The following is a 13,014-nucleotide window of genomic DNA, read 5'->3' as shown; positions in this document are numbered from 1 at the left end:
GGTGAAATTATCGGCAGGAGTTTTAAAAAGTTTAAGAAATTTAAAGAAATTTCTTTTTTAAAACTACAAGATTTTGTAAGGCATAGTTACATCCTGGGTCTATCTTTAGTGCCGCTTGGAGTCCAATTATTGCAGATTCTAATTTTCCCAATTTGGCGTAACAAGTAGCGATGTTCGTAATGACAGTTGCATCGGTAGAAGAGGTTTTCAGGTGTATTTCAAGCAGTTCAATGGCCTTTTCGTATTCCTCTATTTCTATGCAGAGATTTCCGAGATCGTGGTATACGCTATTATTTGATGGACTGGAGTTTAAAATGTTCTGGATAAACTGAATGGCGCTCTTCTTGTTGCCTTTTTTGTATTTAATTCTTTCTGTAATACATTTAAGTCCTAAATGGTCTGGATAGGTAGGATTTATCATTTCTACTGCCTTTTCAGCCTCTTTCAGCCGATTTGTTTCTATCAATAGATTTATCAAAAATATATGTGCATGTATATTTTTGTCATTTTTTTGGAGCAATTGTTTAACAGTATTAATGGCTTCATGAGGTTTTTTCCTCATAGCTTGTATCTTTCCCAGCAAGAGGTATATCAGATAGTTATTTGTGTCCAATTTTACGGCGGCGTTAGCCATATTCTCAGCCTCTTCTAAGCGATTTTGAGAAACATATAAACTGGCAAGATTTGAGTAATAGAGCGGTTCCCTGCTGTTGAGTTCTATTGCCTTTTTGTAAGCCACTTCAGCATCGTTAATAAGTCCCAGACTCTCATAACATACCCCGATATTGTCATATGCCTTATCTTCATAATAATAGGCATCAACAATAGATAGATTAAAGGTGGGTTTTTTGTTTTCTTTATCCTTTATAATAAGATATTTTTTAAAATAACGTAAGGCATCATTGAAGGCCTCCTTTTTTAACAGTATTTCTCCCAAAAGAAATAAAATGTCGAGTGAATCAGGATTTTCTTTAACAGCTTCTTTGCAGATCCCTTCAGCCCTGTCCACTTGATTTATATTTAATAAGGCATATGCAAGGTCAATGTATATTCTTTGCCTTTGGCTTTGAGAATTAAAGTCTTCTTGTGATATGGATATATTTAGTCCCTTTTCTCCTAGTTCAATAACTTTCTTAAAGTTATATTCATTTCTGTAGTTTCTGATGAGATTTGCCATGACAAAAATATTGTTGGGATTCTCGACAAGCTGTTGTCGTAATAGATCGCCTGTCCTTTTATATTTTTTTTGCATTTCAGATTCAGATAAATTGTACCCATAATGATAGAATCTTATTTCCGATTGGAATGCCTTACCCTCGAAGATGAGCTGATTGTGTACAATTCCCTCAAAGTGGGCTTTTCCCCTACGAAATACTCTTGTATAATAGTGTTTTGACCGACCACCGGGAAGATCGCTATATATGGCGACAAATATGGCATTGTACGAATCAGCAGTTATTAATTTGTATAAAAGGGGAATGTCGGCCTGTTCCAGCGCCTCGTCAGCATCGATTTGCAGGATCCAATCACCTGTCGCGTGGTTCAGGGAGTAGTTTCGTGCCTCACTAAAGCTATTCTTCCAGGGATGATGGTATACTCTTGCTCCAAAGGAGTGGGCAATTTCAACGGTCTTATCTGTTGAGCCTGTGTCAACAATAATAATTTCATCCACGGCATCTTTAATGCTCTGTAAGCATTGTGGTAAAAATTTCTGTTCGTTTTTAACGATCATACATGCCGAGAGGATAGGTCTGTCCCTGGATGTTTTGACAGGGGATATGCCGCTATTTTGTGTAGTATGAAGGTCTGTAATGGTCATTGGTTGTTTACCTCAAATTTATAACCACCCCATTCCCCTCCTTCGCAAGGAGGGGATAAAGGGGAGGTTTTCCACAAATTATTTAGATCCATACAGCTACCAGATAGCCAGAAAAAACGCATAAATAAAATGAAAATCCCTATGCAATCAAGTTATGCATCATTTCCTATATTGACATAACCCTTATTTTCTAACTTGCTTAAAGCCGCAAGATTTTGTATGGCATAATTACATCCTGGGTCTATTTTTAGTGCTGCCTGGAATCCGAATTTTGCCGATTCTAATTTACCTAATCGGGCATAACAGGTGGCAATGTTGGCAACGACGGTTGCATCGGCCGGGAAGATGTTAAAATATCTTTCCCATAGTTCGATGGCTGTGGTATATAGCTCCATATCCATACAAAGGTCCCCAAGATCGAGATAAATATCGCTATCTATGATATTGGACTTTAGTATATTCTGAATAAATTGAGTGGCACTCTCCCGGTTACCTTGTTTATACTTAATTTTTTCCGAAAGACATTTAAGTCTCAGGTTATCAGGGTAAGATGGAATTATTTCTTTTAGCGTTTTTTCCGCCTGTGTAAACTGATTTGTTTGTATTAATAAGTTAATGAAATATATATGTGCACTTACGTTTTTACTGTCAATATGAATGGACTGTCTAAAAGCATTGATAGCATCGTTGTATCTTCTTCGTGAACTATATGCCTTTCCAAGTAATAGATATGTCAAATGATTAGCGATACCCCGTTTTACAGCGGTATCAGCTATATTTTCAGCCTCTTCAAAACGATTTTGAGAGATATAGAGTTGGGCAAGGTTTGAGTAATATAGTGGTTCCTTATTGTTGAGTTCTATCGCCTTTTTATAAGCTATTTCAGCCTCACAGATAAGTCCCAGATGTTTGTAACATTCACCAATATTATTATATGCGCCGTGTTCATAATAGTAAAAATCAGCAGAGAGCACTTTGAAAGAGGGATCCTTATTTTCTTTTTCCTTCAAAACAAGATACTTTTTAAAATAATTAAGGGCGTTGCTAAAAGCTCTTTTTTTCAACAATATTTCTCCAAGTACCAGGAGGACATCGAAGGAATCCGGGTTTTCTTCCAGCGCTTTTTTACATACTTCTTCAGCCCTGTCTACTTGATTTGTATTTAACAGGGCATGTGTAAGGTCGATGGATATTCTTTGCCTTTGAATTTTAGAAACGAGGTCTGTTTGTGATATGGATATATTTAGTCCTTTTTCTCCTAATTCAATAACCTTCTCGAAGTTATATTCATTTCTGTAGTTTCGAATCAGATTTGCCATAACAAAAATATTGTTTGGATTCTCTGCGAGTTGTTGTCGTAATAGATCGCCTGTCCTTTTATATTTCTTTTGCATTTCAAATTCAGATAAATTATATCCATAGTGATATAGCCTTATCTTTGATTGAAGCGCCTTTCCTTCGAAGATAAGCTGATTGTGTACAATTCCCTCAAAGTGGGCTTTCCCTCTGCGGAATATTCTTTGGAAGTAGTGTTTTGCCTGACCACCAGGGAGTTCACTATATATGGCTACAAATATGACATTGTACGAATCAGCAGTTATTAATTTGTGTAAAAGGGGGATGTCGGCCTGTTCAAGTGCCTCGTCTGCATCGATTTGAAGAATCCAATCACCGGTTGCGTAGTCTAGGGAGTGATTTCGTGCCTCACTAAAGTTGTTCTTCCAGGGATGATGGTGTACTCTTGCTCCAAAGGATTGAGCAATATCAACGGTCTTATCTGTTGAGCCTGTGTCGACAATAATTATTTCATCCACGGCATCTTTAATGCTCTTTAAACACTGAGGTAAAAAATATTCTTCGTTTTTAACAATCATACATGCAGAGAGGGTAGGCCTGCCATTATTTGATACCCTCGAATGACCTGTAATTGACATTGTTTCATGCCTCGATAGAGATATTATATTGATTGTAACTATTGAAAATGAAAACAGAAAACCTAATTAATAACTCCATGCCTTTGAAGACTGTATTCTTTTCCCAGTGCCGATCTATAACCAACGAGAGCTGCCTCTAAATAACCTAACTGCTCGTATGATTGTGCAAGTTTCAGTAAGGTACTTCTATCTTCTGGATGTTTCTTTAAATATTTTTCGAGATATGGTGTGGCTTCCTCATAAGCATGTTGTTGTATATATAACTCTCCTAATTTTAATATCACATCGTCATCTGCAATACATTTTGAAACGGTTTTCAATAAAGTATTAATAGCTTCAACATGGTTGTTGAGTCTGGAATAGCACGATGCCAGGTTTTTATAAGCTTCAAGATATTTAGGGTTATATGATATAGATTTTTGTAAATGTATTATGGCTGTTTCCCATTGTCCTAAATTTCCAAAGCAATAACCCATTCCTTGATAAGCTGCGTAGTCGTATCCCAGAGTATCAATCATAAGAGGATTCTTATTTATATTTTCAAGATACCATTCTCGTAAAGATAGGAACTGATTAAAGTAGGCAATTGCTTTGCGGTAACAACCATCTTTTAAATAGATGCAGGCAAGGGTAAATATAATGTCAATATTTTCTGGTATTATTCCCAATTCTTTTAATCTGGATAGGGCGGTATGGCACAATTTTTCCGCATTTGAGAAATTATTTTTGTGGAGATAGCAATTTGCCGTTTCATAAGTAATCATCGCATAATGGTGCAAATTAACGTTTGTTTCTGTGGGTTTTGAAGAGGGATCAGGGTTAATTATCGCAAGTGCCTTCTCTCCTGCATCGATGCCATCCTGAAACAGGTCTTGTGTACGATAATTGCGTATTAGGTTAAACCATGCAAAGCTATCAAACCTGTTTTGTTCAACTTGTTTTTTTAGCAAGCGGGTAGTCCTTTGCCACTTCATCTGCATCTTTTTTTCATCGAGATTATATCCGTGATGATAAAGCCTTATCTCTGTTGGTAATCTTTTACCTTCCGTAATGATTTGCTCATGAATAATATCTTTGTAGAATCCTTTACCAAGTCTGAAGACCCGTGTGTTATAAAATTTGTGGACGTTATCTTTTATAATGCTGTGGATGGCTACAATAATTGCATTATATTCTGGATTATTTATAGCATGTTGTAGGTTTGGGATGTCCTCCTGCTCCAGCTCTTCATCAGCATCAATCTGGAGAATCCAATCTCCTGAAGCGTAATTTAAACAACGGTTTCTTGCTTCGCTAAAACTGTCATTCCACGGGTGATGATAGACCTTTGCCCCAAAATTTTTGGCAATGGTTATAGTATTATCGGTTGATCCAGTATCAACAATAATTATTTCATCAACGGCATTTTTAATGCTGTGTAAACAGTTAGGGAGAAGTTCCTCCTCATTTTTTACGATCATGCAGGCTGATATTCTTTGTTTCTGTGAATTTTTCATTGAGTCTCAATCGGTAGATTTGCTGCGTTTGATCCAGCTTATTTAAATCATCCACAATATTCAGGATGGATTAAGGCCAATAGACCGAAAAGATAAAGTTACCGAAGATTTAATGTGTTCTATTTTCTAATAAAAGACATGATACAACCACGCAAATACTATACCTCATTAAGCTAAGCTGTCTTCAAATGGACAAATTATAGTCTATTTACCCTTTTGCAAAATATCGTGCCCGGGAAAAAACAAGTTAATTGATGTAATAACTTTATACAAGCATGATTAACATTTATACAGTGAATTGAACTGTTTTTTACTCATCCCAGTCTTTTGGTGTGTTTTTTAAAAAATATCACTAATGAGGCTAAGATTTGTGGTAGCAAGACGCGCCTTGCCACTATAGAGAAAATGTATCGCTCTTGCCATAATACAAGGCATACAGGGATATTCTTTTAAAAAGTCAATTTTTATTTTATTTTTACCCTTTCCTCATTCAGAGTAATTTTGAATTCTATTGTGGCATATAGTTTGTGTGGTTTTGGATAGTACTAACAAAAGAAATAGCCATAGCAAAATAGTTATTGAAATTTGAGGAGTACTATCAAGTAGGAGGTCACATCATAAAGACCGAAAGAAACAGTATCTTTAAACGTACATTTTTGGGCATTTTTCTCTATTTTTAACAGGAGACTTAAAGTGTCCGTAGTTATTATTACAGGTTCAGCCGGTCTCATTGGTTCTGAAGCGGCAAAATTTTTTTGTGAAAGGAATTTTGATGTTGTCGGAATAGATAACAATTTTCGAAAGATGTTTTTTGGTAAAGATGCCTGTACAGATTGGAATAAAAGCCAGTTAGAAAAGAAGTATCCTAATTATAGCCACAGTGATGTTGATATTAGAGATAACGATGGTATTGCCAGAATACTGAAAAAGTACGGAAAGAATATTTCATTGATTATTCATGCAGCCGCACAGCCATCTCATGACTGGGCAGCATCTGATCCATTTATGGATTTTACCATTAATGCCAACGGTACATTGATCTTATTAGAGAATTTCAGACAATATTGCCCGGAAGCTGTTTTTATCTTTACTTCTACAAATAAGGTATACGGAGATTTACCAAATATCCTCCCTCTTGTAGAATTGGAAACACGATATGAATTAGACTCGCAGCATCAGTGGTACAATGGTATCGATGAAACAATGTCCATCGACCAGTCGATGCATAGTTTATTCGGCGTTTCCAAGATTGCAGCCGATGTGCTTGTTCAGGAGTATGGAAGATATTTTAATCTCAAAACTGTTGCTTTCAGGTGTGGGTGCCTGACTGGACCCGCTCATTCTGGAACGAGATTGCATGGCTTTTTGTCATATTTGATGAGATGTTGCATTTCGGGTAAAAAGTATTTTATTTATGGTTATAAAGGTAAACAGGTCAGGGATAACATTCATTCGTATGACCTGATAAATGCTTTTTATCATTTTTATAACAATCCCCGGGCAGGGGAGATCTATAATATAGGAGGGAGTCGTTTTAACAATTGTTCCGTGTTAGAAGCGGTTGATATGTGTCAGGAAATCTCAGCTCAAAAATTAGATTATTCGTATATTGATAAAAACAGGGCCGGTGATCATATCTGGTGGATCAGCAGCGTTGCTAAATTTAAAGATCATTACCAAAATTGGGAATTTAAATATGATATAAAAACCATTTTACATGAAATTTATGAAGTACAGAAAGAGATAGTTGTCTAAAGTATGAATCGATTCAAGACCAGGAGCAGATGCATAGGCGTTTTTTATCTAATGAGCGATAAATTTCGCAACAATTTTGAGATCATAATTTCCTCATAAATGAATAAACAATTACGATACAGGACAATACTTATTACCGGTGGTGCCGGTTTTGTAGGGAGTAATTTAGCCATCTCTTTCAAGAGAAAGTATCCTAATATAAGAGTCATTGCTTTTGATAACCTGAAAAGACGTGGTTCAGAGCTAAATCCAGGACGTCTTAAACAGTATGGAATTGAATTTGTTCACGGAGATATTAGAAACCCGGAAGATTTGGAATTTAATACGAAAATCGACCTGTTGTTTGAATGCTCTGCTGAGCCATCAGTTATGGCTGGTTATGGTGAAAGTCCTGCCTATCTTATCAATACAAACCTTGTTGGAACGGTAAATTGCCTTGAATTTGCCAGAAAGGTCAAATCTGATGTGATATTTCTTTCAACGAGCAGGATATATCCGTATGATGTTATCAATAGGATTAAGATTGCCGAAAAAGAGACAAGATTTGAGTGGAGTGAAGAGCAGGAGACAAGCTTTCCTGGTTGGTCAAAAAATGGAATAGATGTTGATTTTACCCTTAGGGGCTCTAAATCCATGTATGGGGCAACAAAGCTTTGTTCCGAGATCATACTGCAGGAGTATATTAAAATGTACGGGATGAAGGGCGTTATTATCCGGTGCGGTGTAATTGCCGGGCCCTGGCAATTTGGGAGAGTTGATCAGGGGGTTTTTACCCTATGGATGTTGGCGCATTATTTTAGAAAACCTCTCAGATATATTGGTTTTGGAGGCAGGGGGAAGCAGGTGAGAGACCTTTTGCATGTCGACGACCTGTTTGAATTATTAGAATTACTCATTACCTCAATAGATAGTATTAATGGCGAAATTTATAATTTGGGTGGTGGCAGGGCTGTAAACCTTTCTTTGCTGGAAACAACGGAATTATGCGAGGATATTACAGGGAATACAATAGAGATACTATCAGAACCAAAGACAAGACCTGCCGATTTGTCTATTTATATAACAGATAATCAAAAGATATCTGATGCGATTAACTGGAAACCAAGGAGAGATGCCAGAAAGATATTAGAGGATACGTATTTGTGGATTAAAAATAATGAAAATGTCTTACGAAGTTTACTAATCTAAATAATTTGTGCGGTTTTTTACATTACGAATCTCAATCGATGGCTTTATTTCCGAAATTCTGCATAATCATGAAAGGGCACATCATTGTTTGAAACTTGATCTACAATATACTGGAATTCTTTTCTGAATTTAAGGCTGCCGAGATGAAGCAGAGGAGAAACTCTCTCTTTTACCTTTTCTTTTTCCCCCTTTGCCAATTCGATTTTCGAAAGCCAGAGGTGGGCGTTTTCGTGGAGCGGGGAATGTTGCAAAAGCTTACGAAGATAAAACTCGGCATTGTTCCACTGTTCATCCTCAAAATATAGTTTGCTCAACTTTTCTAATATAAACTCGTTATGAGGGCAATATTCTAACGCTGACTCATATTCTTTAATAGACCGTTCCCTTTCTCCCCCTTCAGCATAATAATCGCCCTTATACTCAAGAATTCTCCATAAAATCGTCTTACGAATCCACTCTTGATAGTAATCATTTCTTTCAGGAAAAGACATCATTAATGCATCCATTTCCAGGCGAAATATTTGACTGTCTAAGAGATAATTCCCCGATGTTTCTACGTAGAAAAATAATTCATCATTGGAGAATCCCGGTAATTTATTGACATTGTTGGTTATATAATTTATCAGTGTATTTGCAAGCTCAAGAAATTTATCTTGATCGGGTTTAATAAATTGGTAAAAAGAAATCAAATTAAAGAGAGAAACGATTGTTCTTGAACTCGGTTGATTAGCTGTCAAAAGTAAAGATTCAATGAGAGGGTTTGTCTGGTTTTTTATAAAAGTCTGTACCATCAAACAAACGGCCAGATTGTTAGAATATTTTGTATTGTTTTCATTTATTAAGATAGCTTTTGAAAAACGTAAAATCGCTAAATCGAGATCCCTGGCATAAAAGCTCGAAATTCCCAGGGCATTGAGTTTCATATCATCAGGTAATTTGTCTGCTGGTCTAGATGTCACTGTGACTTTCGATTGCCTGATTTTTTCAATAACATTCATCATAAGCAACACAATATTGGCATACTCACGATTCTTCTTAACGGCTTGTTTGACAATTTGGTCCCTCTCTCTAACATGATTCAAATAATATTCAATTATTTGTTCAAAATTATCTTCGTTAAACAACACAACTTCTTTATCTGAAACAAAAAATTCCTCAATGGAATGATCACCCTCTTCATGCAAAAGCAAGGCACCACATGCAATTGCTTCGAATGGTCTGAGATTAACTCCTCCTTGCATGTTGGGACAATGAATAACGATTTTCGCATTACGCATGATTTCATAACATTCAATTACTGAATTCGTATAGCCCGTATAAATTTTGTATCGGTCGGCTAATTTTAATAACTTCCAGATATATTGGCGCCTTTTTTTGTGAAAAGGATTTATGAAGCTCCCGGTAAAAACCACATCGTATTCTTTTTCTCCTTGTATTTCGGGTACATTGGTAAATAACCACGGAACGTAACCCTGTATTCCAGAACAAGAAGTATATAACGTTTTTATCTCTCCCAGCAATTCATAGGGTTTGCACATGTGTTTCATAGCGGGCATCATTGCATCAAAAAATTTCATGTCCCAGAATAATTTATTGCATTTCCATGGATCACCGGGTAATCCTATAACTGGATAGGGTGATTTCTCTAATCCGTCAGGTAAAGACAACACCTCTGAAAGAAAAAATAATACATAGTCAGGTTCCCATCCTTCGGGTAATTGGTTGAGAATATCTAAAAACGAATCCATGTGAATTCGATAACCTATTATACTACTACTTAGTCTTCCAAGATTATGGTGCGGTATAAAGGAAATCGTGTCAGCATTGGCAATAAGACCCAGTCCAATTCTTCCTCCCTGCATATTTGTTAAAATTTTGGAGCGGCCATTCGGTAGTTTACTACCATGTGCAACCCGAAAATCATTTATTACTGGCCAATAATGCACGGCATTGTTGCACTTTTCATAGAGGTGCAGCAGTATTTCATTAGCTTCAGGTATCAGGGATAATCTTTCATAATTTATCCCTTTTAAAAGTTGTAAAAAAGCCGGAAGTTTTTGGGTGGGAATACTATCGAAAAAACCCTTAAGTTCTTCCAAATCACTTTTTGCCATTTCTTGTAATAGTTCTTTTCCTATCATGGTTATTTATTTCAAAATAGTTTAGACCTTACATTGTCTGCTTATAACGTATTCTCGCCATTGTGTGTTTGTCGCTTGCAATGCCAGTTGAAGTTCTTCAATGGAAAGATTGTCAGATCTTAGTACGGTATACATTGCGCCATCGTACTTCGCCCAATCTTTTGTGGAAAGCCAACCATTTTTGTTCGCAAGATCAAAATATTTGGTACCCGGGAATGGAGTTGTCAATGACCATTGGACTGTATCGGGATCTAACATTTTGGCAAACTCTATACTTCCCTTGATGGTTTCCAGCGTCTCTCCAGGCAATCCCAGCGTGAATGTCAGATGTGTCTTCAATCCTATCTCTTTGCATATCCTTACTGCATCTTTAACTTTCGAAAGATCCAGATTTTTCCCACTCGCATCTACCAGTCTTTGAACTCCTGACTCTACTCCAAACTTCAGTCCAACCATGCCGGCCTCTTTCATCGCAAGAAAAGTTTCACGATCGGAAGTATCAGCCCTGCACATAGCAGTCCAAGGGATTTTGTGCAACCCCCGCTTCTTCAATTCACTACAAAGCTTCAGAATCCGTTCCTTACCGATATTGAATGTGTCGTCATCAAAATAGAAGGCCTTAAACCCATATTTCTTTATCAGCCATTCGATCTCGTCCACCACGTCAATTGGATTTCGTGTACGATATTTCTGACTACCGTAAAGAACCTGAGGCCATACACAATAGATACAACCATACGGGCATCCCCGGCTTGCATGGATCTGAACGTTTGGTGACGGCATACTGTTCGCAAACTGGTCATAATAAGCATACATAGGTAGCGTATCTCGTTCAGGCCAGGGGAGTGTGTCGAGCTCAATTAATTTATTGGATCGTGCGTTGACGTTTATCTTTCCGTCACTCGTACGATAGATTACATTTTCTATTCCTCGTAACGATTTGTTGCCATCGAGTCTTTTGACAATTTCTAAAAAAATATTTTCATATTCCCCCAATATGATAGCATCAATTTCACCGTTTTCTCTAAGGAAATCCTCACCCAACGCACTTACATGGGTTCCGGCGAAAATAACTTTGATGCCTTGTTTTAGTTCGTGGATTATGCGTTGGGTGTATTGTAAATCTACTTTAATCGAAGCTGTTGCGGTTTCAATTAGAATAATATCAGGACTGAATCCCCGTACTCTTTCCAAAAACTCTTCGTCTGTAAGACCCTCGGCTACCGCATCTACAAGCACTGCTTCAAAGCGATCCTTTTTCAACATGGCGGTGGCATAAGCCAGGAAAAAAGGGAAAGGGAGATATACAGGAGATGGTTCATTTCCGATCTCCATGGTAAAGGGCCATCGGGACCCCGCTCGCACTCCTGCACGGTTTCCTTCTCTCCACGGTGGATTCAAAAGCATTACCTTGGTTTTCTTTATTATGTTTGCCTTCTGCCTAAGTTCGTCCCGAACACGTTCCCCAGAAACGGTAATCATCTGATATACTGTTTCATTCATTTCATTTAACCACTTCTGTATAATTCCTAGCGTCTGTCTGGCAAAATCTTTGTCAAAGTCCTCTGCCGGGAAAAAGACATTGCGAGAACCTGAGGTCTGATTCACTGCCATATTTCTCACGTTTGTATCGGATAAATATACATCGATCTCCGGTTTGCTCAGGCGTAAATCAGCCACATCTTCAATTATTGTATTGACTAGATTTTGCGGTGCATGAGTTGCTTTTAACAATGCAAAAATGCCTAAATAAACGGCAACAAATGTTCGCTCGATTTGATGTTTATCCTCATCCGGAGAGTGTAGTTTTGTACACAATCGAATATCCTGGAGGGTATTTCGCAGGGGAAAGAGGAAACTGGGATAAAGGAGATGGTATCTTTTCCTGCTGAAATCTTTATTTATTTCACGTTCGCCTATCTTAAAATTTAGATGAATCTTATGCAAAAGCTTTTTGAGATTCATATAACTTCCGTAACGATCTGTATCTATATGAAAGGGGGTATGATAATGCCAATAAGTATTTAGCACGGATTGTAAGGTATCCTGGCGGAGATGACGGGCTATTGCCAGAGGTTCATAAACAAGCGTGTAACCCATATTGAGCAGAGTAAAGGACATGTCACAATCCTCTCCGTTAGTCCTGTACTTTTCGTTGTATAGCCCTGCACGGACTAACGCTTCTTTCCGATAAACGTTATTTGCTCCGTGGATAAAATCAGGATTTTCCCTTTTTGCATCACCCCAGTGCTGAACGGCATGGTTGGCACGCCATTGATCAGGCAAAAAGACAGAATATAACTCCAGCAATTTTCCTCCAACGCCTGCTACCTTATCACTGAAATTTAGCATTAGTTTTTCCAGCCAATCTGGCTCAGGTACTACATCTGAATCTACACAGGCCAGATATCCCGTAGTTGCATTTTTAATCGCTGTGTTTCGGGCGGCAGCAAGTCCTTTATTTGTCTCGTGTCGAATAATTTTTACCGGATATCGGGAAATTAGTTCATGTGACCCATCCGTAGATCCATCATCGATTACAAGAACCTCTTTAACTGGATAAGTCTGCGAAAGTACACCTTCGAGGCAACGGGAAATGTATTTTTCTGCATTATAGCACGGGATGTAAATAGTTACTGCTTCATACGATGTCATCAAAATCCTCCATCACAGAATCTTTT

The 13,014-nt window shown here is 37.5% G+C and carries 7 protein-coding genes; 2 read left to right on the top strand and 5 right to left on the bottom strand.

The features are described from left to right. Nucleotides 1-40: 40 nt before the first annotated feature. The 3 genes from E3K36_04205 to E3K36_04195 form a co-directional block, all read right to left on the bottom strand. Entirely contained in the window at nucleotides 41-1,819 is a 1,779-nt protein-coding gene (locus tag E3K36_04205) for a tetratricopeptide repeat protein (protein ID MCF6154453.1), read from the bottom strand. Nucleotides 1,820-1,971: 152 nt separating this feature from the next. Continuing rightward, nucleotides 1,972-3,753: a tetratricopeptide repeat protein gene (locus E3K36_04200; GenBank protein MCF6154452.1), complete on the bottom strand. Its 1,782-nt coding sequence runs from the start codon at nucleotides 3,751-3,753 to the stop codon at nucleotides 1,972-1,974. A 62-nt stretch (nucleotides 3,754-3,815) separates the two neighbouring features. Beyond that, entirely contained in the window at nucleotides 3,816-5,249 is a 1,434-nt protein-coding gene (locus E3K36_04195; protein ID MCF6154451.1) for a glycosyltransferase, read from the bottom strand. Between the two features lie 693 nt (nucleotides 5,250-5,942). Between E3K36_04195 and E3K36_04190 the strand changes: the two genes are divergently transcribed. Beyond that, nucleotides 5,943-7,004, top strand: coding sequence for an NAD-dependent epimerase/dehydratase family protein (locus tag E3K36_04190; GenBank protein MCF6154450.1), 1,062 nt, complete (start codon nucleotides 5,943-5,945; stop codon nucleotides 7,002-7,004). Between the two features lie 99 nt (nucleotides 7,005-7,103). After that, complete coding sequence (locus tag E3K36_04185; GenBank protein ID MCF6154449.1) at nucleotides 7,104-8,192, top strand: NAD-dependent epimerase/dehydratase family protein; 1,089 nt, start codon at nucleotides 7,104-7,106, stop codon at nucleotides 8,190-8,192. A 44-nt stretch (nucleotides 8,193-8,236) separates the two neighbouring features. On the opposite strand, the gene E3K36_04180 is transcribed toward E3K36_04185, so the two are convergent. After that, on the bottom strand, nucleotides 8,237-10,333 hold the full coding sequence (locus tag E3K36_04180) for a hypothetical protein (GenBank protein ID MCF6154448.1): 2,097 nt from the start codon (nucleotides 10,331-10,333) through the stop codon (nucleotides 8,237-8,239). A gap of 21 nt (nucleotides 10,334-10,354) precedes the next feature. Beyond that, nucleotides 10,355-12,988 (bottom strand): glycosyltransferase, encoded by a 2,634-nt coding sequence (locus E3K36_04175; GenBank protein ID MCF6154447.1) that lies wholly within the window; start codon nucleotides 12,986-12,988, stop codon nucleotides 10,355-10,357. Nucleotides 12,989-13,014: the final 26 nt, after the last annotated feature.

Origin of the sequence: Candidatus Brocadia sp., from assembly GCA_021646415.1 — a bacterium.
In the GTDB taxonomy this organism is placed as follows: Bacteria; Planctomycetota; Brocadiia; order Brocadiales; family Brocadiaceae; genus Brocadia.
The sequence above is the reverse complement of the archived record's forward strand: the minus strand, read 5'-3'. Positions and strand labels throughout refer to the sequence as shown.

Excerpts from the sequence above, each read along its gene's own strand:
- E3K36_04175 (MCF6154447.1), bottom strand. The coding sequence starts at position 12,988 with ATGACATCGTATGAAGCAGTAACTATTTACATCCCGTGCTATAATGCA.
- E3K36_04180 (MCF6154448.1), bottom strand. The coding sequence starts at position 10,333 with ATGATAGGAAAAGAACTATTACAAGAAATGGCAAAAAGTGATTTGGAA.
- E3K36_04195 (MCF6154451.1), bottom strand. The coding sequence starts at position 5,249 with ATGAAAAATTCACAGAAACAAAGAATATCAGCCTGCATGATCGTAAAA.
- E3K36_04205 (MCF6154453.1), bottom strand. The coding sequence starts at position 1,819 with ATGACCATTACAGACCTTCATACTACACAAAATAGCGGCATATCCCCT.
- E3K36_04200 (MCF6154452.1), bottom strand. The coding sequence starts at position 3,753 with ATGTCAATTACAGGTCATTCGAGGGTATCAAATAATGGCAGGCCTACC.
- E3K36_04185 (MCF6154449.1), top strand. The coding sequence starts at position 7,104 with ATGAATAAACAATTACGATACAGGACAATACTTATTACCGGTGGTGCC.